20 protein-coding genes are annotated in these 26,072 nt (G+C 66.2%); 16 read left to right on the plus strand and 4 right to left on the minus strand.

Annotated elements, in window-relative coordinates:
• From ACY35P_RS10400 to ACY35P_RS10445, 10 genes are all read left to right on the plus strand, one after another.
• On the plus strand, window positions 1-369 hold a 369-nt coding region (locus ACY35P_RS10400; RefSeq protein ID WP_462115762.1), incomplete at its 5' end, for a c-type cytochrome.
• Window positions 366-1,373 carry a cytochrome c oxidase subunit II gene (gene coxB, locus ACY35P_RS10405; protein WP_462115763.1) on the plus strand — a complete coding sequence of 336 codons (1,008 nt, stop codon included), beginning with the start codon at window positions 366-368 and terminating at the stop codon, window positions 1,371-1,373. The genes ACY35P_RS10400 and coxB, both read left to right, overlap by 4 nt.
• Complete coding sequence (gene ctaD / locus ACY35P_RS10410; protein WP_462115764.1) at window positions 1,373-3,271, plus strand: cytochrome c oxidase subunit I; 1,899 nt, start codon at window positions 1,373-1,375, stop codon at window positions 3,269-3,271. The genes coxB and ctaD overlap by 1 nt, the downstream gene beginning before the upstream one ends.
• On the plus strand, window positions 3,271-3,876 hold the full coding sequence (locus ACY35P_RS10415) for a cytochrome c oxidase subunit 3 (protein ID WP_462115765.1): 606 nt from the start codon (window positions 3,271-3,273) through the stop codon (window positions 3,874-3,876). Before ctaD ends, ACY35P_RS10415 begins: the two co-directional genes overlap by 1 nt.
• Window positions 3,867-4,214 carry a hypothetical protein gene (locus tag ACY35P_RS10420; protein ID WP_462115766.1) on the plus strand — a complete coding sequence of 116 codons (348 nt, stop codon included), beginning with the start codon at window positions 3,867-3,869 and terminating at the stop codon, window positions 4,212-4,214. The genes ACY35P_RS10415 and ACY35P_RS10420 overlap by 10 nt, the downstream gene beginning before the upstream one ends.
• Window positions 4,202-6,034, plus strand: a complete 1,833-nt coding sequence (locus ACY35P_RS10425) for a PQQ-dependent catabolism-associated beta-propeller protein (RefSeq protein WP_462115767.1) — start codon at window positions 4,202-4,204, stop codon at window positions 6,032-6,034. Before ACY35P_RS10420 ends, ACY35P_RS10425 begins: the two co-directional genes overlap by 13 nt.
• Window positions 6,010-6,858: a substrate-binding domain-containing protein gene (locus ACY35P_RS10430; RefSeq protein WP_462115768.1), complete on the plus strand. Its 849-nt coding sequence runs from the start codon at window positions 6,010-6,012 to the stop codon at window positions 6,856-6,858. Before ACY35P_RS10425 ends, ACY35P_RS10430 begins: the two co-directional genes overlap by 25 nt.
• An 87-nt stretch (window positions 6,859-6,945) precedes the next feature.
• Window positions 6,946-7,296, plus strand: coding sequence for an HU family DNA-binding protein (locus ACY35P_RS10435; RefSeq protein ID WP_462115769.1), 351 nt, complete (start codon window positions 6,946-6,948; stop codon window positions 7,294-7,296).
• A 64-nt stretch (window positions 7,297-7,360) separates the two neighbouring features.
• Window positions 7,361-7,657: a hypothetical protein gene (locus tag ACY35P_RS10440; RefSeq protein WP_462115770.1), complete on the plus strand. Its 297-nt coding sequence runs from the start codon at window positions 7,361-7,363 to the stop codon at window positions 7,655-7,657.
• 663 nt (window positions 7,658-8,320) lie between these two features.
• Window positions 8,321-8,467, plus strand: a complete 147-nt coding sequence (locus tag ACY35P_RS10445; RefSeq protein WP_462115771.1) for a hypothetical protein — start codon at window positions 8,321-8,323, stop codon at window positions 8,465-8,467.
• 776 nt (window positions 8,468-9,243) lie between these two features.
• Here the strand turns inward: ACY35P_RS10445 and ACY35P_RS10450 are convergent.
• From ACY35P_RS10450 to ACY35P_RS10460, 3 genes are read right to left on the minus strand one after another with little or no spacing between them, the layout of a single operon-like run.
• A complete protein-coding gene (locus tag ACY35P_RS10450) occupies window positions 9,244-9,732 on the minus strand; it encodes a hypothetical protein (RefSeq protein ID WP_462115772.1) in 489 nt (162 codons plus the stop codon).
• Entirely contained in the window at window positions 9,725-10,471 is a 747-nt protein-coding gene (locus ACY35P_RS10455) for an SseB family protein (protein WP_462115773.1), read from the minus strand. The genes ACY35P_RS10450 and ACY35P_RS10455 overlap by 8 nt, the downstream gene beginning before the upstream one ends.
• A 35-nt stretch (window positions 10,472-10,506) precedes the next feature.
• Window positions 10,507-11,433, minus strand: a complete 927-nt coding sequence (locus ACY35P_RS10460) for a DNA-binding protein (protein WP_462115774.1) — start codon at window positions 11,431-11,433, stop codon at window positions 10,507-10,509.
• Window positions 11,434-11,560: 127 nt separating this feature from the next.
• On the opposite strand from ACY35P_RS10460, the gene ACY35P_RS10465 reads away from it, so the two are divergent.
• From ACY35P_RS10465 to ACY35P_RS10490, 6 genes are all read left to right on the plus strand, one after another.
• Complete coding sequence (locus tag ACY35P_RS10465; RefSeq protein WP_462115775.1) at window positions 11,561-12,628, plus strand: site-specific integrase; 1,068 nt, start codon at window positions 11,561-11,563, stop codon at window positions 12,626-12,628.
• A gap of 356 nt (window positions 12,629-12,984) precedes the next feature.
• Window positions 12,985-14,211 carry an exonuclease subunit SbcD gene (sbcD, locus tag ACY35P_RS10470; protein ID WP_462115776.1) on the plus strand — a complete coding sequence of 409 codons (1,227 nt, stop codon included), beginning with the start codon at window positions 12,985-12,987 and terminating at the stop codon, window positions 14,209-14,211.
• A complete protein-coding gene (locus tag ACY35P_RS10475; RefSeq protein WP_462115777.1) occupies window positions 14,208-17,648 on the plus strand; it encodes an AAA family ATPase in 3,441 nt (1,146 codons plus the stop codon). The genes sbcD and ACY35P_RS10475 overlap by 4 nt, the downstream gene beginning before the upstream one ends.
• 299 nt (window positions 17,649-17,947) lie before the next feature.
• Window positions 17,948-20,587 carry a tellurite resistance TerB family protein gene (locus ACY35P_RS10480; protein WP_462115781.1) on the plus strand — a complete coding sequence of 880 codons (2,640 nt, stop codon included), beginning with the start codon at window positions 17,948-17,950 and terminating at the stop codon, window positions 20,585-20,587.
• Complete coding sequence (locus ACY35P_RS10485) at window positions 20,584-21,882, plus strand: ATP-binding protein (protein ID WP_462115778.1); 1,299 nt, start codon at window positions 20,584-20,586, stop codon at window positions 21,880-21,882. The genes ACY35P_RS10480 and ACY35P_RS10485 overlap by 4 nt, the downstream gene beginning before the upstream one ends.
• A 3-nt stretch (window positions 21,883-21,885) precedes the next feature.
• Window positions 21,886-24,090, plus strand: a complete 2,205-nt coding sequence (locus ACY35P_RS10490) for a DEAD/DEAH box helicase (protein ID WP_462115779.1) — start codon at window positions 21,886-21,888, stop codon at window positions 24,088-24,090.
• A 392-nt stretch (window positions 24,091-24,482) separates the two neighbouring features.
• Here the strand turns inward: ACY35P_RS10490 and ACY35P_RS10495 are convergent, their stop codons facing one another.
• Window positions 24,483-25,481 (minus strand): integron integrase, encoded by a 999-nt coding sequence (locus ACY35P_RS10495; protein ID WP_462115780.1) that lies wholly within the window; start codon window positions 25,479-25,481, stop codon window positions 24,483-24,485.
• Between the last annotated feature and the right edge of the window lie 591 nt (window positions 25,482-26,072).

Consider the following 26,072-nt stretch of genomic DNA (forward strand, 5'->3'; position numbering starts at 1 on the left):
GCCTTCCACGTCTCGCAGGGCGGGCGCCTCTACAAGTGGTTCAACTGCAACGGCTGCCACGCGAACGGCGGTGGCGGCATGGGCCCGGCGCTGATGGACGACGAGTGGCGCTACGGCGGCCGCATCGACCAGATCCACGACACGATCCTGCAGGGCCGGCCGAACGGGATGCCGAGCTGGCGCGGGAAGATGACCGACCAGCAGGCCTGGCAGCTCGCCGCCTACGTGCTGTCGATGTCGGGCAACGTCCGCAAGGACGTCGCGCCGAGCCGCACGGACTCCATGCTCGGCCCGCCGCCGCCCACGCAGATGTCGAAGCAGCCGCCGAAGGGCGGCAACGAACCTGCGATGGGGGTTCTGGGCCAATGAGGCGTCGGCGTCGCGTCGCAGGCTGGGTCGCATCCGTCGCGGTGCCGCTCGCGCTCGCCGGATGCAGCGGCGTGCAGGCGCCGCTCGCGGCGGCCGGCGACCAGTCCGCGACGATCGCGGGCGTCTGGAACCTGATGATCGGCATCTGCGGCGCGATGTACGTGCTGGTGCTCGTCGCGCTCGGTTACTCGATCCTGCGCCGTCGGCGCCAGCTCGCACGGGAAGGCACGCGCGCCGACCGGTCGCTGTCCATCGCGTTGATGGCGTGGACGGTGCTCGTGGTCGGACTGCTGTCGTGGCTCGTCGGCGCGAGTTACCTCGCCGACCGCCGCATCCGCGACGGTCGCGCAGACGTGGCCGTGCGCGTCACCGGCAAGCAGTGGTGGTGGGACGTCGAATACCTCGACCCCGACGGCACGCGGGTCTTCACCACCGCGAACGAGCTGCACCTGCCGCGCGGCAAGACGGTGCATGTCGAGCTGCAGTCGGCGGACGTGATCCACAGCTTCTGGGTGCCGGCGCTGAGCGGCAAGCACGACCTCGTGCCGGGGCGCACCAACGCGATCTTCCTGACCCCGCGGGCGACGGGGTATTTCCGTGGCCAGTGCGCCGAGTTCTGCGGCCTCCAGCACGCGCACATGGCGATGGACGTGCAGGTCGACGAGCCCGCGGCGTTCGATGCGTGGCGCGCGCACCAGACCCAACCCGCCGTGCAGCCGACCACGCCATCCGCGCTGCGCGGCCAGGCGATCTACACCCGCGCCGCCTGCGGCGTCTGCCACCGCATCACCGGCACCCCGACGGGCAGTCGCGTCGGTCCGGACCTGACGCACGTCGCCAGCCGTCGCAGCATCGCCGCAGGCACGCTCGCGACCAACCGCGGAAACATGGCCGCGTGGATCACCGACCCGCAGCACGCCAAGCCCGGCAACAACATGCCGGCGGTGCCGCTGACCCCGCAGGACGTGAGCGACCTGGTGGACTACCTCATGGAGCTGAAGTGATGGCGGTCGACGCGGGAACCATCGCCGAGCTCGAGCGCACCTGGAACGACCGGCCCGGGCTGGTCGGCTGGCTGACCACGGTCGACCCCAAGCGCGTCGCGCGCCGCTACATCGTCACGGCCTTCGTGTTCTTCGCGATGGCCGGCGTGCTGGCGCTGATGATCCGCACGCAGCTGATGTTCCCCGAGAACGGCGTGCTCGGCCCCGACCGCTACAACCAGGTGTTCTCGCTGCACGGCACCGCGATGATGTTCCTGTTCGCGGTGCCGGTGATGGAAGCGGTCGCCGTCTACATCATCCCGTTGATGGTCGGCACGCGCACGATCTCGTTCCCCCGGCTCAATGCCTTCAGCTACTGGATGTACCTGTTCGGCGGGATCATGATCTTCGCCTGCTTCCTGCTCGACATCGGGCCGGACGCCGGCTGGACGGCCTACACGCCGCTGTCGGATTCGCAGTTCTCGCCCGGCAAGCGCACGGATTTCTGGGCACAGATGGTGACGTTCACCGAAGTCGCGGCGCTGTCCATCGCCGTCGAGATCGTCGCCACGGTGATGACCATGCGCGCCCCGGGCATGACGCTCGCACGCATGCCGTTGTTCGTCTGGGCGATGTTCATCACCAGCCTGATGGTGATCTTCGCGATGCCCTCGGTGATGCTCGGCAGCACGTTCCTCATCACCGACCGCCTCATCGGCACGCAGTTCTACAACCCCGCCGAGGGTGGCGACCCGCTGCTCTGGCAGCACCTGTTCTGGTTCTTCGGGCATCCCGAGGTCTACATCATCTTCATGCCGGCGCTCGGGATGATCTCGGCGATCGTCGAGCCGTTCTGCCGCCGGCCGGTGTTCGCGTACCCCGCGATGGTGCTTTCGCTCGTGGCGACGGGCTTCCTCGCCTTCGGCCTGTGGGTGCACCACATGTTCGCCGCGGGCCTGCCCGCGATGGGCAACAGCTTCTACACCGCGGCCAGCATGCTCATTGCGGTGCCCAGCGGCATCCAGATCTTCGCGTGGATCGTCACCATCGCCACCGGCCGGCCGGTCCTCAAAGTGCCGATGCTGTACGTCATGGGCTTCTTCGCGCTGTTCGTCCTGGGCGGCCTCACCGGCGTCATGGTGGCGTCCGTCCCGCTCGACCTGCAGCTGCACGACACGTTCTTCGTCGTCGCGCACCTGCATTACGTGCTGATCGGCGGCGCCGTGTTCCCGCTGCTCGGCGCGATCGTGTTCTGGTTCCCGAAGATGACGGGGCGGATGATGGACGAGCGCCTGGGCAAGGTGCAGTTCTGGCTGCTGTTCATCGGCTTCAACGTGACGTTCTTCCCGATGCACTACCTCGGGATGCTCGGCATGCCGCGCCGCGTCTACACCTACCTCCCCGGTCTGGGCTGGGACGTGCCCAACCTGGTCTCGACGCTGGGCTCGTACCTCGTCGCGATCAGCGTGCTGCTGTTCGTCATCAATGCGCTGAAGTCGCTGCTGCGCGGCGAACGCGCGCCGGACGATCCGTGGGGCGCGTCGGACCTCGTCTGGGCGACGCCGTCGCCGCCGCCGAGCTACAACTTCGCCGAGATTCCCGTCGTCGTGAACCGGCACCCGCTGTGGGCGGACGAGGAGGGCACGCCGGCGCTGGAGCTTCCCGTCGTCTCCGGCGTGCGCAACGACCGCCGCGAGGTGCTGCTGACCTCGCCGGTGGATGCCGTGCCGTCGCATCGCTGGGGCATGCCCGAGGCCAGCATCTGGCCGCTGCTCGCGGCGATCGCGCTGACGGGGTTGTTCATCTGGACCGTGTTCGAGGAATGGGGCGTGGTCTGGGGGTCGATCCCGGTCGCGATCACGCTCACCGCCTGGTTCTGGCCGAAGAAGTCCGAACGCAGCCTGGAGTCCGACAGCTGATGCGCACCACGCGACCCGTGCTCGACGTCCGCGCGCTGAAGGATTACGGCTTCGGCGCCACCACGCTCAGCTGGTGGGCGGTGACCGGCTTCATGCTGATCGAAGGCATGGGCTTCGTGCTCGCCATCGGCGCCTACTACTTCCTGCTGCCGAACGAGAACGTCTGGCCGCCGACCGCACCCGCGCCGCCGCTGCTGTGGTCGACGGTGTTCCTCGTGCTGTCGCTCGTCAGCGAGATCCCGAACATCTGGGCCGGGCGGGCCGCGAAGGCACTCGACCTGCGCGGCGTCCGCATCGCGCTGGCGCTGGTCATCCTGCTCGGGCTGGCGATGCTGGTAGTGCGCTGGCTCGAGTTCCAGGCGTTGAACGTGCTGTGGCAGCGCAGCGCCTACGGCTCGATCGTCTGGGCGATCCTCGTGCTGCACACGGTGCATACGCTCACCGACGTCTACGACTCGATCGTCCTCGCCGCCATCGCCTGGTTCAAGAAGTTCGACGGTCGCAAGTTCTCCGACACCGCCGACAACGCGATGTACTGGCACTTCATCGTCGGCAGCTGGATCGTGCTCTACCTCGTCGTCTACTGGACACCGCGATGGCTGTGAACCGTCTCCACGGCTCGAAGCTCGCGCCCTGGGCCGCATTGATCGCGGGCATGGTCGCGTACGGCGTGCACCATCAGTTGCTGAGCGACATGCTGCGGTTCGACTGCCGGCTCGGCGGGTCGAATGCCGGGCTCGCCGTGGGCATTCCCGGGGCGCTGCTGATCGCCGTCGGCACGTGGATCTCCTGGGCATCGACGCGCGGCGGCGACCGCGAACGCGCGCATGACCAGACGCGCCGCTTCATCGCGCACGTGGCGATCATGCTCGCCGCGCTGATGCTGGTCGGCCTCGTCTGGCAGACCGCCGCGACGATGCTCGTCCCCGCATGCGCACCCTGAAAGCGACCATCGCCGCCGCGCTGGCGGTGGTGCCGGGCCTGGCCGCCGCGCATGGCGACGGGGCAGGGCACGGCGGGCCCGGGTGGACGTTCGACGCCTGGGTCGTGGTGCCGCTGGCGGTCAGCCTGGCCGTGTATCTGGCAGGCCTCGTGCGACTCGCGCGTCGCAGCAGCACGCCCGCGTGGCGCGGCGGGGCGATCGCCTACCTGTCGGGCTGGCTGGTGCTCGCCGCCGCGGTCGTCTCGCCGCTGCACGAAGCCGGCGAACGCTCCTTCGCCGCACACATGCTCGAACACGAGCTGCTGATGCTGGTGGCGGCGCCGCTCCTCGCACTGTCCCGGCCGCTCGGCGTGTACCTGTGGGCGATGCCGCCGCACTGGCGCGCGGCGGTGGCCGGCATCGGGCGCTCGCCCGCGGTCAACGGGCCGTGGCGCGTGCTGACCGCGCCGGTCGCCGCCAGCCTGTTGCAGATGGCCGCGCTCTGGGGCTGGCACGCGCCGCCCGCCTTCGACCGCGCGCTCGCGCAATCCGGCTGGCACGTCGCCCAGCACGTCTCGTTCCTCGGCACGGCACTGCTCTTCTGGTGGGCGATGCTGCATGGGCCCCGGCGCGGCCGCGGCCTCGTCGTGGGCTGCCTGTTCTTCACGGCCACGGCCAGCGGCGCGCTCGGTGCGCTCATGGCCTTCTCCGAAAGCCCGTGGTACGCGGGCTATGCGGCGCTCGGGCTCGATGCCTTCGGCCTCAGTCCGGCGGAAGACCAGCAACTCGCCGGCGTGCTCATGTGGGTGCCGGGCGGGCTCGTGCACGCGGCGGCCGGCGTCGCGCTGCTGGCGCGCGGACTCGTCGATACGCCCGGGCGGCCGATGGCGACCATTGCACTGGTCCTGGTGGCGCTCGGCCTCTCGGCACCGTCGCACGCGGAGGCGATCTACGTCTCCGACGAGCAGGGCGACGTCGTGCACGTGATCGACGCCTCGAACTGGTCGCACTCGACGATCGCCGTCGGCCGCCGCCCGCGCGGGCTGGTGCTCACCGAGGGCGGGCGCCGCCTGCTCGTCGCCGTCAGCGGCAACGACCGCATCGACGTCGTCGACCTCGCCACGCGACGCGTCGTCGACCACCTGCCGTCCGGCACCGATCCCGAGCGCTTCGCGTTGAGCCCGGACGGGAAGCGCCTGTATGTAGCGAACGAGGACGACGCACGCGTATCCGCGATCGACGTCGCCGCGCGCCGCGTAGTGGCGTCCACCGGCGTCGGCGCCGAGCCGGAAGGCGTCACCGTCAGCCCCGACGGCCGATGGGTGATCGCGACGTCCGAGACCGCGAGCCTCGCGCACTTCATCGACGCGGCGACGATGAAGTCGGTCGAGGACGTGATGGTCGGCACGCGGCCGCGCGATGCGCTGTTCACGCCCGACGGCCGTTGGCTCTGGGTGACCTCCGAGATGCGCGGCACCGCGACGCAGTTCGACATGCGCACGCGCAAGCCCGTGCGCGTGGTCGACTTCGACCACGACCGCGACGCACCGGACACGGTGCAGGCCGTCGGCATGGCCTACGCGGCCGGCACCGACCGCCTGTACGTCGCGCTGGGTCGCGGCAATGGGGTAGGGGAAGTCGATGCGCGCGACGGTCGGATCCTCCGCTACCTGCCGGCCGGCCAGCGCGTCTGGGGCATCGCCCTGTCGAAGGACGGTCATCGCCTCTACGCGGCGAATGGGCTTTCGGGCGACGTTACGGTGATCGATCTGCAGACCGGCCGCGCGCTCACCACCATCAAGACGGGAGGCAAGCCATGGGGCGTCGTCGTCGGGCCCTGAGCCTGCTCCTGCTCGCCGCGGTCGCGACGGGCGCTCCGGCACGCGAACTGCGCGTGTGCGCCGATCCCAACAACCTGCCGTTCTCGAAGGAGGACGGCAGCGGCTTCGAGAACGAACTGGTGCGACTGCTCGCACGCGACCTCGGCGCGGAGGTGCGCTACACGTGGTGGGCGCAGCGTCGCGGCAACGTGCGCAACACCATCGGCTCGGGGGACTGCGACATCGTCGCCGGCGTGGCGAGCGGCATCGAGATGCTGTCGACGACGCGACCCTATTACCGGTCGAGCTACGTGCTCGTCGCGCGCGAGGGCACGCCGTGGGCGACGCTGACGTCGCTCGACGATGCGCGCCTGCGCGACGCCCGGATCGGCGTGCAGCTCATCGGCGACGACGGCGCCAACACGCCGCCCGCGCATGCGCTCGCGCGGCGCGGCCTGTATGCGAACGTCCGCGGCTACACGGTGTACGGCGATTACGTCGATGCCACGCCGCAGCGGCCGATCCTCGACGCCGTCGCGCGCGGCGACGTGGACGTCGCCCTGGTCTGGGGCCCGACCGCGGGTTATTTCGCGAAGGACGTGCGCACGCCGCTGCACCTGACGCCGGTGACGCCGTGGCTCGACGCGGGCGAGCCGATGGTGTTCGACATCTCGATGGGCGTGCGTCGCGAAGACCGTGCGCTGCGCCGCGAGCTCGACGACGCGCTGGCGCGCCACGCCCCCGAGATTTCCGCGCTGCTCGACCGCTACGGCGTGCCGCGGCTGCCGCTGGACAAGACACCCGGAAACGTGCCGGGGCAGGGTGCGGACGTCGAAACACCCTGATTTCCGGGGCGAATCGACCGAAACCCCTTGCAAGCGGGCCGCTGTCGCGCGATAACGCGCATTCCTTCCACCCGGAACCTGCAAACCATGGCGACGAAGAAAGCGAGCGGTGCCTCCAAGATCAAGCCTGTGGCCGAGCCCCTGGGCAAGAGCGGCCTGGTCAACTACATCTCCGAGCGCACCGAACTGGCGCCGCGCGACGTGCGCGCCGTCCTGGGCGCCCTCGAGGAAGCCGCGCACGGCTCGCTGCACAAGAAGGGCTGCGGCACCTTTACGTTCCCCGGCATGCTGAAGGTCACCAAGGTCGACGTCCCGGCCAAGCCGAAGCGCAAGGGCATCAACCCGTTCACCAAGGAAGAGCAGTGGTTCGCCGCGAAGCCGGCGTCCGTCAAGCTCAAGGCCCGTCCGCTGAAGAAGCTCAAGGACGCGGCGGTCTGATCCGCTCGAAGCCGCCGGCCCCGCGCCGGCGGCTTCGTTTTGGCCGCCCGATTTCCACCACGCCATGCCGACCGTCGCCCACGCCATCATCGAATCCGCCGTCCGCGAGCTGTGCCGCGAAGGCGAACTGATCGGCCGCATCGCCGCCGCCCATGCCGAGCTCGAGCGACTGGACGGCCCGGAAAGCCTCCCGGACAACCTCTGGTTCCGCTGCGAGGAACTGCTCGCCGACATCGCCTATGGCGCCGATTCCGTGCGCGAGGCGCTGCAGCGCATGAGCGCGCCCGACCGCGACCGTCTCGCCGACCGGATCGTGCGGCTGTACCGCGAGGTCTGCCAGCGGATGCCGCCGGACGCCTGAAGCCGCACGCCGTCGTGCCGGGCCACCTGCGTTACGAACGGTAGAGCCTCGGCGGATCGCCAGCGCCGGGACCGCAATGGCAGCCGCAGTCGAGAGCAGCAGGTCGACGAGCAGAGGGCAAGCAACAAGCGGTACCAACGGTCTGGACCCGCAAGTCGAGCCGTCGCTAAGTTATCTGCAACTTCGCATAATGCCTATTATGTCAGGCCGTCGCATGGGTCGGTGCGACGCGGCACGGCTGCTGCAAGGAAGCGGCCATGATCGACCGACCCCCTTGCTGGCCTGATGGCAGCACCGATGTCTGAAGTTGGTAGTTCTCGGTGCGTAATGTTGTGATTTGCCTATCTACCCGCCGCTCGGCGACTCTGTTCCCAACTTTGCGCAAATGGCTTCCTGACTGGCGCCGCACAACCGTTTGAGCCTAGTGCCGATCCGGGCTGCACGCGGCGGTGTCCGTGCTGCAAGCGATTCGGTTCAGACAAGTCCTACAGCCAATTGTCGGGTGGTCCGATGCCATTGGCCGCCGGCACCGACCATTCTTGGTCGATGAAATCGGACGACCCCGCTCACCGCTCCCTACTGCTCGTGCTGGTGCTTGTCAGCGCGGGATTCTGCATGGCCGCAGCCTTCGTGCTCGCGGCCCACTGACTCTGGATGCCGCTCATGGACGAGTACACGCGAACCCTCCACGACGCAGTTGACGCCGCCGCCATGGGCGACCCACAGGCGCTGTATATCGCGCGTTGGCTGCTGCAAGGCCTGGTCGCCCGCCAACATGTCAGTGAGGCTCAGCCAGAGGGCGGCAGTTGAGCCCATATAAGCTCGAGCACGCGCACCATGCTCGCCCGGCCCTCGTCCAATGACCTCGAACGGTCGTCGCATGCCCAGCACTCGCTTCGGCAGGTGCACCCAGTGCGGCGCGAGCGCGCCACGGTCGGCCCGAAGTGCTGCACCCGCGTGGATCGTTGGGAGCAACTCAGGGCGGGCCTAGAACTCGGTTGCGGAGCGGCCCAGCAGGCTTGACCACTGGCGGCGCGGGACGCACCAGAGGCACATCGGCGATCGCGCCAGAGTCCGCCGGGCGATCGGCGGCGCTTCCCCGTCGCCCCACCAGAGCTCAGACCAGTCGAATCGCTCCAGCGCCCAACGGAGCCTCTCACTTACCTTCGCACTGTCGGCAGCACGGCATTCCACGACGTACGGCCACGTTGATTCGGGCCAGCCGTCGCGATTGCGATCCAGTGCCACCCATGAGGGGGGGGGTTGACAGAACGTAGGTTCTGGCGAGCCGATAGTGGAGCTCTTCGTGCCTGCTCAGCTCGCGAGGTGTTGGGTGAACGCCAATGGCGTCCACGACGCGCTCCTGCAACCCTGGGGAAGCGGAAGGCCAGGCTCGCTACGACTCTGACGGCCCCCACCCGGCCGACTGATCACGAGGTCGAGGTGCGGCAGGTAAGGCTCCAGCGCCTCGATCAGCCATGTCGCCTTATGGACCTGGCTGCCGCCAACGTGATCCGCGTCCGCTCGGGCCCGGACGTCGCAAACTGCCTGCGGATGGAAGAACACGAGCAAACGGGCCACTCGGGCTAGCGCTCGAACGCGTCGAGATAGTCATGCAGCGCCGCGAGGCCCTCCGGCTGCGCCAACACGTCGAGCGGCGTCGGCTTCAGCTGAAGGTGGCGGCCCGTCAGCCAGGCACGCACCGTGCCGCGGCGCCCCAGCTTGGATTCCAAACGCCCGCCCAGCCGCACGAGCGCCAAACACCGCGCCCACGCCTCGCTATCGAGCTCGGGCGTGACGTCGGCCTGCCCGGGCAGTCCCGTCACGACCGCCAATAGCCTCGGATTTAGACCCAGCCATCGGGCGGTGTGCCGAGCCGCTTTGGCGAGCACGGCGCCTGCATCGACGTGGACGTCGTGCTGCGCCCCCGCATGGAGTCCGCGCAAGCGCACGGGCCGGCGAAAAGCACCATTCAGGCGTGCGCTCGCGCCGGGCGCACGCAGCATGCTCAAGCGTCCCTCGTACTCGCGACGAAGGCGCTCGGCGGGGTCGTCCTGGGGCGGCAGCTCATCCACCGCACGAGGCTGCAGACGATCGCAACTCTCGGGACCACGCCACCCGCAGGCCCTGGTCCATCGAGGCCGCGAGGGCATCTCCAGGTTCATAGGTCGCGAGGTCTACGGCCAACCGCGGTGGCCGGCCGCTCTTGAAGATCGCGGTCGCGATCGCGCGGCTGGCGCGTTCCCCCCAAGCGGGCGGGACCGCGGCGATCACGAGCAGGCGGTCGGCCTCGCCGGTGCTGCCTTTTGGGCGAGCGGCGGCCAAATGGAGTCGCATCACCGCTGCGATCGGTTCGACGGCCTTGGCGATGACGTCCATCAGCCACGCATCCCCGGGGTCCGGCGCCTGCAGCTCGAGATCGGGACCGTCGGCGGAGGCGGGGGCGATGGCGGCTTCGCCCGCGTCCAGGAGGGTGGCCACCTCCTCGGGGTAAAGCGTCATCCCCACATCGTTAGGGTCGAGCATGAGGGTCGCGCCGCGGGTGGCCTCGAGCATCTGCCGCCCTTGAACGGGAATGACGCGTGCTGCGTTGCGAGCAGCGTCCTGCGCCTGTGCGAGCTCCGTAAACAACGGGATGACGTTCAAGCCGTCGGGTCGCGTGAACATCAAAAAATGCAGCTTCCCGGAGTCGTCCGAGACCGGCGCATGCGCGTAAAGCGTGGCGTCGAGCAGCGCGCGCAGGTAATCGACCTCCCGGGCCGGATCCGCGAGCGCGCGTTCTTTGAGGCGTCGGAGGTCGGTCACCGTGGTCACGGTGATCAGTATTACTTAGATGCCGGGGCCCCGCATCAGCGTGTTCGGGGGCGACGCGGGGCGACCGCCGGCCGACGCGGCGCCCCCAACCGGAATGCACGCGGAGCGGCCTGCAATGCGCCGTCGAGGCGCCGATGGACCTCGGCCAGCTGTTGCTCCAGCGTTTCTCGGCGGCCTTGCTCCGCCGCCAAGCCGCGGTTCGCATCGGCCGTAAGCGTCCGGCTCTGCGCGAGTTCGCCCTCCAGTTCCCGCAGGCGGGCCAAGTGGGCTTTTTCCGCGGCGTGCAGCGCCTTCTCGCGCTCGCGCGCCTCCTGGCGGGCGCGGTCGACCTCGGCGTGCGCGCGATCTTCGACGGCGCGCAGGTGCGCGGATTGGGCGACGCGGATGACCTCGGCCTCGTGCTGCAGGGCCTCGAAGCGCTGGCGCAACTCAATGCCATCGGCTTCGAGCTGCTGGACGCGCAGCAGGGCTTGGTCGCGTTGGACCGTCAGGTCGACGATCTGGGCCGATTGCTGGTCCAGGAGCTGCTGCCGGTCCTCAAGCCGCTGATGGGCTGTCAGGAGCGCGGCCGCTGCTTCGGTGGCACGGGCCTCCGAGGCCTCGGAGGCCTGACGGGCGGCGGCGACGAGCGCGTCGGCCTCGAGCCGGGCCGCCGCCAGCGCGGTACGCTCGTCCTCCAGGGCGGCCGACGCCTGCTCGCGCGATTCGGCCAGCGCCTGCTCCCAGAACTGCGATGCCAGCGCCGCCACCGACGCCGGGGCCTCCGGCATGGCGACCTTCTCCGCCGAGACAGCGAGCCGGCCGCCGAGCGCCTTCCACCAGACATCCAGCAGGCGCGTGACCGTATTCGGCGAGCCGGTGCCCAGGAACTGGCGGATCCGGTCGACGGTGGGGCGTTCGCCCTGCGCGAGCAGAGCATCCGCGGCGCGATCGACGTCGGATTGGGTGATGCCACGAGCCATTTGCGTCTCCTCGTCGGGCGCCCTACTCTGCAGAAAACCTACCCGCGATAAGGGATGCTTATCGTGGGTTGAACTGCCCTATCGTAGTAAAGACTACATACTACATATGTCCTCATCCACGTCCCTCATGCCGCTGGCCAGCATTCGGGATCTGCTGCCCGATCAGCTCGCCGCGTCGGCGCAGGACGCAGTGCGCGAAATCCTTGAGGAAGCCGCGTCCGCCAACACCACACGAAGCTACGCGAGCGCACTGCGTTATTGGGCAGCATGGTTCCAAGGGCGCTACGGGCGCCCGATTGAACTGCCGGTCCCTGAAGTCGCGGCCGTCCAATTCATCGTTGACCACATCGCGCGGCGTTCCATGTCCGGCATGAAGTTCGAACTTCCAGCGGAGCTCGATCGCCAACTGGTCGAAGCCCGGTTGAAGCAGAGGCCCGGCGCCCTGAAGCTTTCTACAGTCGTGCACCGAGTCGCGGTCCTGTCTAAAGCCCATCAGCTGCGCAAGGTCGTAAACCCTTGCGAGCAGCCAGCTGTCCGGCATCTGCTTGCGCGAGCTCGCCGAGCGGCCAACAAGCGCGGCGATCGACCGACAAAGAAGACTGCTATCACCAAGCGCGAACTCGACGCGCTGATCGCAACATGTGACCAAAGCCTGGAAGGCATCCGGGACCGCGCCCTGCTCTACTTCGCTTTCGCGAGTGGCGGGCGACGTCGCAGTGAGGTGGCTGCCGCCGAATTTGGCGCTCTTCGAAAGGTGGCAGATCGCCAGTACGTGTATCGCCTCGAGTACAGCAAAACCCAACAGGCAGGCCCGAAAGCGAACTCAACGCCAGACAAACCGATCTTCGGCGTCGCTGCAGACGCCCTTGAAGTGTGGATTACCACTAGCGGTTTGTCTGACGGGCGCATTTTCCGTCGCATTTGGAATGGCAAAGGCGTAGGCCCGGGACTATCGCCTGCAGCCATCGCCGATATCGTGCAGAGGCGTGCAGCGCGCGCCGGCCTTGAAGGGGATTTCGCTGGCCATAGCCTCCGGTCCGGCTTTGTAACGGAGGGGGGTCGCCAGGGTGTCGCCCTGCCCGCCCTGATGGCCATGACGGAACATCGATCCGTCAGTAGCGTGATCGGCTACTTCCAAGCCGGCGGCTTGCAGGACAACCCGGCTGCGCGGCTTCTCGAAGACCAAGAGAAATAGCAGCGAAACGGGAGCCGCGCTTTCCATAACGCGAGAACATAGTCGCCCGTTTTTAGCCTCTTAACCTTTCAACTTGTCTGGCGCTTCTAGTCGCACGCGCCCCTTCAGGGGTGCGGTGCTGCCCACCGCCCAGGTCACGTCCGGTTAGCGTCCAAAAAAACGACCGTTGAGCTGGCATTAGCATCGGGGACTGGTCCGTTGGACGACCTCCCTCGGCAGGTTTGGGCTGCGGTAGTGCAGCAAGCATGTGGCGCTGCGGCGTCGCGGCGCCCCATCGCCAGGTCCATCTAGCCATCGCACGGACCACTGCGAACGGCGCACTTTATCGTTGCCGGACACTGCTAGTAGGCCGGCAAATGCGGATTCTGCACACCTCAGACCTCCATATCGGTAAAAACCTCTATGGGCGATCGATGGAGGCTGCCCACGAGGCCTTGTTGACTTGGCTGGTTGCCCAAGTCGAAGCCTTCGCAGCGGACGTCTTAATCGTCGCCGGCGACATCTTCGACGTTAGCGCCCCACCGAGCTTTGCGCGCCGTCAGTACTACGACTTCTGCGCCGGCATGGTGGCCACGGGGGCGCAGCTGGTGGTCCTGGGCGGCAATCACGATTCGCCTTCAATGCTCCGCGAGACGCACGGGCTGCTGAGCAGTCTGCCCGTTCTGGTCATTCCAGAATCGACTCAGGCGCCCGACCAGCAAATCCACGTGCTCGCCAGGCGCGACGGGCGGCCGGGCGCGATTCTCTGTGGGGTGCCCTTTCTGCACCAGCGAAACGTCGTCCGGAGTTGGGCGGGACAATCGATCGAGGAGCGCCGGATTGGCGTGATGCAGGGCATCGCCGAGCACTATGCCGCGATTTACGCCGCAGCCCTGCTCCGCCGCGACGAGCTCGACGCCTCGCTGCCGATCATTGCAACCGGGCACCTGACTACTGTAGGCGCCACGTCGAGCGAATCAGTGCAGGAAATCTACGTCGGTAACCTAAATTGCTTCCCGGCAAATCAACTGCCGCCCGCCGACTACATCGCGCTGGGACACATCCACCGACCGCAGAACGTCGGCGGCATAGACCATGTCCGCTACTGCGGCTCCCCACTGGCTCTTAGCTTTGACGAGCTCGACCAGCGGAAGCAGGTATTGCTGGTGGAATTCTCCGGAACTGGACGGACCATCGAACCAATCGAAGTGCCGGTGTTCCAGCCGATGTTGCGCGTGGTTGGGACACTCGCTGAGCTGCCTGACCGACTTCGCATGCATGCCCTCGCATTCAATCATTCGCTACCGGCGTGGGCGGAGGTTACTGTGAGCGACAGCGACTACTTGCCCGATCTAGTGCGCCAGGTCGAGGACATGGCGGCAGGCCTGCCCTTGGACGTCGTACGCGTCCGTCGCGCGACTTCCAGCGTTGAGCAGACATCCATCGCCCCCGCGCCGGTTACGTTAGTTGAGGTGACCCCTCATGACGTGTTCGAAAGGCTTCTCACACAGAAGTCGGACGCTATTCCCCCTGAGCGGATCGACCGCTTGCGTGAGCTTTTTAGCGAGTCCGTCGCGCGAATCCACGCGGATACTGCGGAATGAAGATTCTTTCGGTCCGGTTGCTCAATCTCAACTCGCTCCGAGGTGAGTGCTACATCGATTTTCGCGACCCCGTTTTCAATGAAGGACTCTTCGCGATCTTGGGGCCGACAGGCGCTGGGAAGTCGACGCTGCTTGACGCGATCTGCCTCGCGCTCTTCCACCAGACGCCGCGGCATAGCCAGCTTTCGCAGGCTACAAACCCGCTCATGACCGAGTTCGAGACCGAGTGCTCCGCGGAGGTCGAATTTGAATGCCGGGGTGATGGCTACCGCGCCCGTTGGAGCCAACGGCGCGCGCGCAACGCCCGAGACGGGCGGTTGCAAAATGCCGAGGTCGAATTGGCCCATGTAGACGGTCGCATTATCGCGTCGAGCATTCGCGAGAAACTCGCGGAGATAGAGCGAATCAGCGGACTGGATTTCAACCGATTCTGTCGATCCGTCCTCCTCGCCCAAAACCGCTTCTCGGAATTTCTCAACGCGAAAGAAGACGACCGCGCTGAACTCCTCGAAAGCATGACGGGCACGGAGGTTTATCGGGCAATCTCTAAGGATGTATTTGACCAGGCGCGAGCCACCCGCCAGGAGATCGACCGTATCGAGGCGCAGGCAGGCGAGCTCCGCGTGCTCGACACACCTGCACGCGCTCAGCTCGAGGAGAGCATCCAGACTTCCCAAGCCCAAGCAGACGGTTTACTAGAGCGCGTTCACACCACCACACAAGCTCTTGAGTGGGTGAGGAAGCTAGAAACGGCGGCGCTGGCGGTTACCGAAGCCAAGACCGCGTTGGCGCAAGCGCAGGAACAGTACGACGAATCCGCGGCCGAGCGACTCCGCCTTAATTCGGCTCGAGACGCCGAGCAGCTTCGCCCTCAGCTCGTGGCGGTGCGCCAAGCCAGGACCTCGGTCGAGTCGCTCGAGAGCACGTTGAAGGAGCTGGAAGGCGAGATTTCGCGGTCGCAAGACGAGATGAAGCGCGCTGCATGGGTCGCCCTGCGGAGCGCCAAGGCGCGCGTTGAAAAGGGGACAGCGGTCGTTCGCCACACGAAAATCCACATGGCCGAGCTACAGGCCAAGATGCAGCGCCAGCCGTTGGGGGAGGCACTCGGCGAGGCGCTGGGAACTTGGCGAGCCCAGTGGGAGTCGGTTCTGTCGCAGCATTCGGCGCATGCGGACACTCAGCGCTTGGCGCGGGAGTGTCAAGCGGAGGTCCAACGCTCGCAAGACGTGCTGACCGAAAAGCGACGCGCGCAAACCGAACATGCCCTCAGGATCGAAGCAGCGCGCATCGCCTCTGCCCACGCAAATGAAACTCTCGCCGGATTACTTGGCGGCTCGGAGCTCACCGCCCTCGACGAGGCGGCCACAACGGCCCGGGGTCGGTCCGAACGGCTGACTGCGTTGTTCGCGCACGCGTCTGCACTACGGGACCGGGGCGCCGGAATCCAGCAGCGCGCCGCCGAGGTCGCAGATCTCAAACTGCGGTTGGAGCAGCAGGTCCACGGGGTGGCAGCAGCTGAGCAGCGCGTCGCAGAGCTTGAGGCAACGGCCGCTGACAAGCAGCAGATTTATCAGCTGAACGTTCGAATCGCCAGTCTTGAAGACCTTCGCGAACAGATGTTGCCGGGCGACCCCTGCCTGCTTTGCGGCTCGACGGTGCATCCTGCAATCGACGACTATTCGGCCCGCGATGTCGACGACGCCGAACGTGAAGCCAATTCAGCCGCGATTGCGGTGCGGGAAGCGCGGCAAGTGCGTTCGGAGCAGGCTTCAGAACTCTTGCGGCTCACACAAGTACATTCGGCGCTGGCTGCGCGCTATGAGGCCGAGCAACGGGCCTTGCAGGCAGACGGCGCTAAATTGGCAGAAGCCTGCTCGTCGGAGAATCTCCCTTCGGGGATGCTCGACATTGAGGTGCTGGGTGATGCTGAGGCCGCGGCAGTGAAAGCCGAGCGCACCGCAGCGGAAGCTCACGCCGCGGATAAAAGAAGTGCGCAGCTGCAACGGGAGTGGGACGAGCTCATTCGTGCCGACACACCTTTGCAGCTGGCCACCGTTACCGCCGAAAGTGCGTTCGAGGCTGCTCAGGCGCGGTGCCTTGACCTCACGCAGGCTACAGAGCGAGCGCTCAGTGACCATGGCGCCGCGGTCTCACGTTTTTTGACTGCGACGGGCCTCCAAGGCCTGCCTCCAGACGTGAATGGGTGGCTAGCCGAACGTGAAGCCACATGGGCCGACTACAGGGCAATGAGCGATCGGTATCGCCAGCTCGACGCCAATCTGCCTCGATATGAAGATGCCCTGGGCGAAGCGCACGGACAGGATCGAGAAAGCGAGGAGCGGTGGAGCCGCGGTGGCTGGAAGCCGTTGGCTGAGAGTGCCGATGACCTGCCCGACTACCCTACCGCACGCTCGGCTTACGACACGGCATGCGGGCGTTTAGAAACGCTAGCCACGCGGCGAGACAGCGACCGAGGCAGGCTCGGCGATGCCCAGCGCGCCGCCGAGCAGGCGGCCCTTGTCCTTCAAGCTGCCCTTGATGCGAGTCCTTTCAGTTCGATTGAGCATCTCGAGTCCCATCTGATGGATGTCGACGCGCGGGCAGCACTGGAGTCTCGCCTGCAAGGCTTGGAGCAGGCGCTTCAGACCTGTGGGGTCGTTCACGAGAAGGCTTTATCGGCGCATCAGCGGTTGATCGCATCACCGCTCACCGACCAGCCCCAAGCGGTCCTCCTCACCCAGCGCGAAACGCTGGACGCGCAGTATGCCGCCGCTCGCGAACAGGTCGGAACACTGCTGCAGCAGCGTACGACGGATGACGAGGGGCGCGCGCGGCTTGACGCCGTGCGAACGTCCTTGGAGACGGCGCGCGGCCTTTACGAGGACTGGTCCCATCTCAATGCTCTGATCGGCTCTGCCAAGGGCGACGCCTTCGTGAGGTTCGCGCAGGGACTGACGCTCGACCAGCTCGTCCACTTGGCCAATCAACACCTCGCGAACCTGCAGCAAGGACGATATAGCCTCCGGCGTGCTGGCGAGACTTTGAATCTGGTGGTGGCCGATCACTGGCAGTGCGACGTCGTAAGACCCACGTCGACCCTCTCGGGCGGCGAAAGCTTCCTCGTCAGCTTGGCTCTGGCGCTGGGTATGTCCGGACTCGTCAGCAGGCGGGCCTCAATCGACTGCCTGTTCCTCGACGAAGGCTTCGGGACATTGGACCCGGAGGCCCTGGAAATCGCCCTGCAAGGGTTGCAGTGCCTCCGAGGCCAGAACAAGCTGGTCGGGATTATCAGCCACGTCGAAGCCCTGAAAGAGCGTGTCGGTGTCCAGATCCACGTGCACAAGAAACCCGGGCTTGGCCACGGTACGGTCCGGCTGCCCGAGCGCTACGGCATGACTCATGATGGCGCGACGAAGGCGATCGCGGAGCCCGCATAACTGGGCGGCGGCCCAAGCGCTACGTGTCGGTCACGGAGTTGACGACGGCTGTCGCGGTCGTCGGGCTCTGCCCCAATCTCCCCGACTTTTCGATCGCCCCCGTTAGAGCGGACGGCACCGGCCGCTGACTCAACCCGAGACGGTAAGCGACCCGAGAATGTCGAGGGAACCGCCGACTGTCATATTATTCGCAACGGGACGGTGTTGAGTCCAAAACGCAGGCGAACGGGGGAATCGTGGCGCGACGGTCAGGCGGAGGCGGCCTCTGGCTCATTATCGGCGTGCTGGTCGTGATCGCGATGATTCCACGAGAAGTTTGGATTCTTCTTGGAATCACGTTGGCACTCGTGGCTGTCGCCTACGTCGCCGTGAAGCTGCTCGTCGCGGATGCCGAGTCGAAGACCGCTCGCACGCGGCGGCCGCCCGATCCGCAGCCTACGCTCGCCGAGTTGGTGGCGAAGTCTGTCGCACCACGCGCGAAGGCGCCGGTCGTTACGCAGTCCGCGGGCGACAGGTCGCGCACGATCGAAATCGACGCGCCTCCTGCATCGGCAGGACCCGAAGTGCAGCCGGGTGCACCAGCGATTTCGACTGAGGCGCTGCCTACCCCCGTCGAGCGGGCCGCTCCGGACCGTGAGGTTGGTGATCCGCGGCTGCAGCATGCCGATGCTCAGTGGCGTCGTGTGCGCGACCTGGGCATCCAAGAGACCCGTGCGAGAAGCGAAGCGTTACGGGAACAGTTTGCGCGAGCGGCAACCCCGCCGCCGACCGCGGCGGCGACTCCGCTTCCGCCGCCGCTTCCCTCTCAGCCGATTCCCGAAATCCCAGACGAGGCGTTTTTTACTGCCGAGGCTTCTAACGCCGCACCTGCCGCCGTCCATGCCATCGCGGCACCGCCCGACGGCTACGGCGATGGGCGCTGGGTCGCGGCCGGTGAGTCGGTCACGATCTCGGACGTTGCGATACCAAGGGGCCTTCTTTACGTCGGTGCGCGCCTCAATGCCATCAACGGACTTGTGGATCCGTGCCTGATCAGCGCACACCTGCCGATCGCGACGGTCGGCAGCTATCGAAACGGCGGGATGAGCTTTTGGCCTAGCTTCGCCACTATCTCGCCCACGCAGCGCCGCGCGTACCTCAACTGGCTCGCGCAGGGACGTTCGGATCCTGCGTGTGACATCGGCTTCGTATTTCTGTACTTCTACGGGCTCGAACGCCGCATCATCCTCGACACCAGCCGCGACGACACTTCTAAGGCCGAGTGGCCTGTCATCGCGAGCGAGGTCCGGCGATTGCTGTCGATCTACGGCGGCGCCTCCGACTCGTTCCGCCGCTACGCGACGGATTTGCTGAACTGGGTGGACTTGCAAGGCTTGGACACCCGGCTCTACGACGAGTCACTGCCTGCCTTCGCCCCCAGCTACGAAGTTCCTTTTCGCCTGCGCCTTACGCTGGGGCAAGCCGCACTCGACCGTTCTCCGCTGTCGGCGTCACTCGCTCTTGCCTGGTTGCGCCACGCTCCCGGTCTGTCCTTGCGGACGCCCGCTACGCGCTGCCCCGACGAGTTCGCGTCATTGTGGACAGAGCGCTACCGCGAGACCTTCGGCAAAGGCCTGATCCTGCCGAAAAACAAGACCAAACTGAAGGCACAGTACCGCCCTGCCTCGCCGGGGTTCGCCGGCCAAGCCGTGGACCTAACGTTCGGGGAGATCCCGGACGTGGCCGCCCTGACGGCCCCCGTGAAGAAGCTGCAAGAGTTGGCCGAGCGATGCACGGGGGAGCTGGCCGCCTACAGTCGCTTGCTGGGCAAGGAGCCCACCCTCAAGGGCTCGCTCGAGGCGGCGCTTCTCCTGCCCCCGACCCAGTGGCCAAGAGCGACGCGCGATCGGCTCGAAGCTCTCGCCGGACGAATGGGCTCCGAACCACTCACCCTAAGCGTCGATGAGCTCGGCCGCGAACTCGGCGCCTCGCCGCAGGCGCTCACCCGTGAACGCCTACGCGCGGTCGCTACGGCATTGGACGATATCGGGCTAGGTCTCGAGCCCAACATCCTTACCGGCGCCCGAGCACCGGCTGGCCGAGATCCCGTAGTGGTGTTCCGCAAGAGTGCGCCTGAGGAGCACTACACGATTACGGCGGCTTACCAGACGGCCGTCCTCACCCTACAGCTCGCCGCGGCTTGCGCTTGTGCCGACGGCCAATTTCACGCCCTGGAAATCGCGCATCTGCAGCGCGAGATCGACGGCTGGAGACATCTGGCGGCGTTCGAGCGCGAACGACTGCGCGCCCATCTGCAGCTGCTGGTCGCGGCACCGCCCACTCTCGCGGCTCTACGCAGCAAGCTCGAGCCGCTGCCGACGGACGCGAAGGAGACCCTCGCAACCATGATGGCGACGCTCGTGCAGAGCGACGGCGTCGTCGTGCCCGAAGAGGTGAAGTTCCTCGAGAAGGCATATCGCGTGCTTGGCGTCGACACGGCACGGGTGTTCAGCGACGTCCACGCCGGCGCCAGCGGCACACCGGCGAAGGCTCGAAAAACACGGACCACGGGATTCCAGCTCGACAGAGACCGCATCGCGGCACTGCAACGCGATACCGAGCAGGTCTCGGCCCTACTTTCGAAGATATTCGTGGAAGAGCCCGCCCTTCCGACTCAGGACCCGCCCGCTCCAGAGCCGGAAGTTCAGATTGCATCTGGTGCCACGCCGTGGCCACTGGTACTCGACGAGCAGCACACCGCATTGGCGCGCTTGCTGCTATCCCGGGCACAGTGGTCGCGAGCCGAACTCGAGGATGCCGCGGCGGATCTGGACCTGATGCTGGACGGCGCGCTCGAGCAGATCAACGAGGCCGCATTCGACGCGTTCGATGTTCCACTCTGCGAGGGCGACCAAACCGTGGACATCAATTCCGAGCTACTGGAGAAATTGGCCGCATGAGCAGCCCTATCCGCCCCAAGGATCGCGATGCGGTCATTCAGTCGCTTCGAGCCGGCGTGGTGCCAAGAGCGGGACAGCATCTCATTCAGGTCGCGCGCAGCCGCGAGATCGAGGCACTACTCGCCGACATCGATCGGGTCGCCGACGGTGGATCCTCGTTTCGCTTCGTGATCGGCGAGTACGGTGCGGGCAAGACGTTTTTTCTTAACCTCATTCGATCGATCGCGATGGAGCGCAAGCTTGTCGTGGCGAACGCCGATCTCAACCCTGATCGACGACTGCATGCCTCAGGCGGCCAAGCGCGCTCGCTTTACGCGGAGCTCATGCGCAGCCTAGCGACACGTGCGAAGCCTGAGGGCGGAGCACTTGCTGGGATCGTTGAAAAGTTCATCTCGACCGCGAAGGCCGACGCCAAGTCGAGTGGTGAAACGGTGGAATCGGTCATTCGGTCTCGACTCGAGCAGTTGACCGAGCTGGTCAACGGTTATGACTTCGCTGACGTCATTGCGTGCTATTGCCGGGGTGCGGAGGAAGGCAATGAGCAGCTCAAGTCGGACGCCATCCGTTGGCTGCGCGGTGAGTTCAGCACGCGTACCGACGCGCGCGCTGCCCTGGGCGTGCGCACAATAGTCGACGATGCCTCGGTCTATGACCAGCTCAAGCTCCTGGCGCGGTTCGCGAGGTTGGCCGGGTACGCAGGCCTCTTCGTGTGTCTGGACGAGTTGGTAAACCTTTACAAGCTTTCCAACGCGCAGGCACGAAGTTCTAATTACGAGCAGCTTCTTCGCATGCTCAATGACAGCCTGCAGGGCGCAGCTGTGGGTTTGGGCTTCGTGCTGGGTGGGACTCCCGAGTTCCTCATGGACACTCGGCGCGGTGTCTACAGTTACACCGCCCTTCAAAGCCGCCTTGCTCAGAATGCGTTTGCAGGCGACACGCTCGTTGATTTCACCGGCCCGGTACTCCGGCTATCGAGTCTAACGCTTGAAGACTTTTACTTGCTGCTCGGCAAGATCCGGCACGTGTATGCCGGTGGCGACAGTGCCCGGTACCTGCTGCCCGACCCCGCCATTGCTGCTTTCATGGAGCATTGTGCGAACCGCATCGGGGACGCCTTTTTCCGAACGCCCCGGACGACGATTACATCGTTCATCAATTTGCTCGCCGTCCTCGATCAGAACCCGACTGCCCAGTGGCAGTCGCTTATCGGCGAGGTGAGTGTGGAAGTCGATGACGGCGCGCAGGCCGACCGTCCGGTCGACACTGACGACGAGTTCGCTTCGTTCTCGCTGTAGCTCGTGGCCGACTCCCAGGCATTTCTTCAGCTTGATCCGCGCATTCAGGCGTATCTGTGGTCGGAAGGCTGGGGTGCGCTCCGCGACGTGCAGGAGCGCGCCATCCCTGTGATCCTCAGGGGTGATCGCGATGCGGTGCTGGCAGCGAGCACCGCTTCAGGCAAGACCGAGGCGGCGTTCCTCCCTGCCCTGACGTCTATGCTTGCGCGGCCTGAGCCGAGCCTCATTGTCTACATCAGCCCGCTGAAGGCGTTGATCAACGACCAGTTCGGGCGTCTAGAACGTCTGTGTGAGCGCTTGGAAATCCCGGTGTGGCCATGGCACGGCGACGTCACGGCATCGCGCAAGCAGAAATTTTTCAAGGAACCGCATGGAGTTCTACTGATCACGCCTGAATCGCTGGAGGCGCTTTTTTGCAACCGCGGGTCGCGGGTTGCGGGCATTTTCGGGGACGCGCGGTTTGTAGTGGTTGACGAGCTGCATGCCTTCATCGGCACCGAGCGTGGCAAGCAGCTGCAGTCGCTGCTGCATCGCATCGACGAGGTGCTAGGGCGGCCCGTGCCCCGAATCGGGCTGTCAGCGACGCTGGGCGACATGCAGCTCGCTGCCCGCTTCCTGCGCGCCAATCAGCCGGTCGAGATCATCGACTCTCGCTCTGGCGGCGGACAGCTGCGGGTTTTGGTCCGCGGATTTGAGGAACCAATGGCGCCCTCGGAAGACGCAGATACGCCTGGAGAGCCGCCCGACCCTGTCGCGCCTAAAGCGATCGCCGAACACTTATTTGCCGCATTGCGTGGTTCAAGCAATCTCGTATTCCCCAATAGCCGGCGGGAAGTAGAGCGGTACACGCACCTGCTGCGCGAGCAGTGTGCTGCGGCCAAGGTGCCGAACGAGTTCTGGCCACACCACGGCAATCTCTCCAAGGAGATTCGGCACGATACCGAGCTGGCGCTCAAACAGCGGGAACAACCTGCGACCGCGATTTGTACCAGCACGCTGGAACTCGGCATTGATATCGGCGCCGTCAAAAGTGTCGCGCAGATCGGGACGCCGCCTTCGGTCGCCAGCTTGCGCCAGCGCTTAGGCCGATCAGGCCGCCGTGATGGCGAGCCGGCCATTCTGCGCGGCTTCGTCATCGAAGAGGCGCTCGGTTCGAACTCGGACCTAGCGACGCGGCTTCGCATCGACACGGTCCAGATGGCGGCCACGATCAGCTTGTTGCTTGCCAACTGGTTCGAGCCCCCGGTCACGCACGGCGCGCATCACTCCACGCTCGTACAGCAGCTGGTGTCGCTGATCGCGCAGACGGGTGGGCTTACGGCGGGCCGCGCCTACTACGCGCTCTGCGCACCGGGCGCACCCTTTGCGGGCATGTCGAAGGCTGAATTCGCAGACTTCCTACGGACCCTCGGCCAGCACGATGTGCTCGTGCAGGACAGCGCTGGAACCCTCCTGCACGGCCCGCTGGGCGATCGTATGGTGAATCACTACAGCTTCTACGCAGCGTTCGCCACGGATGAAGAATTCCGCATCGTGGTGGAGGGTAAAACCTTGGGCACGTTGCCGGTGGCCCAAATGCTGAGTCCCGGCCAGCGGATCCTTTTTGGCGGGCGAACGTGGCTTGTCGAGTCGGTGGACGACGCGAGCAAAACCGTTCACGTCGCGGCTGCTCGTGGCGGGGCACCCCCCCTGTTCAGTGGGGGCGTCGGGCAGGTCCATTCGCGCGTGCGCCAGACAATGTGTGAGCTTTACCAAGGCGTAGGCACCATTCCGTTCCTCGACGCGACGGCGAACCGCTTCCTTGAGGAGGGGCGCGGGGGGTTCAAGACCTTGGGGCTCGAACGGACCGTCCTCATCGACCAGGGCGCTCACGTTCAACTCGTCACGTGGGAAGGCGATGCGGTCAACGAGGCCATCGCCCGTTGGCTCACCTCCCGAGACGTCAGGTCATACGCTAATCGTCTCGGCGTCGAAGTCGAGCGTGCGGAACGTTCAGTTCGCGAGCTGACCGAAACGATTTGCGACGTTGCGAAGCTGCCGATTCCGGAAGTCGAGACGCTGCTTCACGACGCGGCCAATCTGACGCGCGAGAAATGGGATCACCTGCTGTCCCCAAGCCTCTTGCGACGGAGCTACGCGTCATTACATCTGGACATCGAAGGTGCTGAGCGCTGGCTGGCACGTCACTTTGGGCAGTCGACCCCTTGACTCTTGCGTGATGCGTTCGTCGCGTTCCTTCCGAACATTTACCCGAGGGTCGACGCTTTAGAGGGCCGTCTTTGCGTCACCGCGGAGGTCAGCGTGACGGTGGACGTCCGGTAGGCCTAGTACGCGGCGAGTGACCGGACCAAGGGCTGCATGTTCCGCTGTAGTAAGACGGGAGGGCAACGGGCCAAGCCTGTCTCCGGCGGAGATCCCAGCGCCCATGCGTGTCACCCGGGCCCGTTAGGCGCCTGCTCCTTGGGAATCAGGCTCCGCGGCCAGCGGCCGCGCGTACGCACGAGTTGAAATTTGTCACGACCCCAGAACCCGATAGCAGTGCGGGTTACAGACTCGTGGATGTGCCCTGCCCCATGTCCGCTATCGGCCAGAAGCGGACATCAGCCTGCCGCGTCGAGCGGACTTAGGACGCCATTGGCGCCCCTGCCCAGCACGTGGGTGTAGATCTGCGTCGTGCTGAGGTCCTTGTGCCCGAGCAGCTCCTGCACGGTCCTGATGTCGTGCCCGGCCTCGAGCAGATGGGTCGCAAAGCTGTGCCGCAGCGTATGGCAGCTGACGGGCTTGTCGATCAGCGCGGCCTTGCGGGCGTTGCGGACCGCTCGCTGGAGGATTCCTTCGTTGACGTGGTGCCGGCGAAGCTCCCCGGACCGCGGGTCCCGGGAGTACCCCTTCGCGGGGAACAGGTACTGCCAGCCGAACTCGGCTGCCGCGTTCGGATACTTGCGGTCGAGCGCATGCGGGAGCCAGACCCGACCAACGCCAACGGCGAGGTCCCCGGCGTGTAGGGTGCGCACCCGGTCGACCTTCTCCTTGAGGTGGGCCTCCAGTGTTCTTGGCAACGGTACCCGCCGGTCCTTACCGCCCTTGCCATCCCGGACGACGATCTCGTGGCGGCCGAAGTCCACGTCCTTGATCCGGAGGCGGACGCACTCCATGAGGCGCATGCCGGTGCCGTAGAGCATCGCGCCCATGAGCCAGCAAGGTCCTTCCAGCGCCGCCAAGAGCCGGCCGACCTCAGCCCGCGACAGCACGGTCGGAACCCGCCGGGGTCGCTTGGCCCGCACCACGTCCCCGAGCCACGGCAGCTCGAGTTCCAGGACATGCTGGTAGAGGAACAGCAGCGCCGATAGCGCCTGGTTCTGGGTTCCGGCGGCGACATTGCCCTCGGTCGCCAGCGACGTCAGGAAGGCCGTGACCTCCGGCCCGCCCAAGGCCTTGGGGTGGCGCTTTCCGCTGGCCAGCACGAACTTGCGGGTCCAGTACACATAGGCCTGCTCGGTCCGGACGCTGTAGTGCCGGACGCGGCAAGCTCGGCGGACCTGGTCGAGCAGGCGTACCGGGCGATCTGTTACGTGGTCTGCTTTCATTGCGTAATCCATTACGCACTCACATATGCTGGTATCCCCGCAGAATCACGCGGCAACCCGCGATGCTCCATCGGCTAAACGCTTGAAGCGGCGTAGGATTTTTCCGTTGACGCATTCCAGACCTATTGCCACCATCCGTGCATACGGCCCCTTTTGAGGCCTACTTGGTGTTAGCGCCCGCAGTGAGGGCGTAAGTTTTCGGCGCTTGGTTCCGGCGCCTCGTCGTTCGCCGCGCGGTGTTGCCGCCGCCGCGAGCGCGTTGCCGTGCAACGTCGCGCGTGCTCGGACTGTGCGCCGGCTTCACGCAGCGTGCCGCGCTGGGGAAAGTGCACAGCCCAACCGCCTGCAGCGCGGCACCCTGCCCGGCCGCATCTCGGCGGTTGCGGCACGCGCCTCGCCATCGCTGAACCGGTTTGCCGCCCTGCTGGCGCAGCGCGGCCCGGCTGGCCGTCCCCTGTCGCGCTCGTCGGTCCCGGCCTCGCGGGCTGCTGCCGTTCCGGCCGCGTCGTGGCATCCTCGCACCTGAAAGTCTTTCGCGGCGTCTGTCCCAACCGGGCCGGGCGCTAACTAGTCGTTCAAGCCGACGCCGCTTCGTTCCGGCTT

The organism is Lysobacter xanthus (assembly GCF_047159895.1).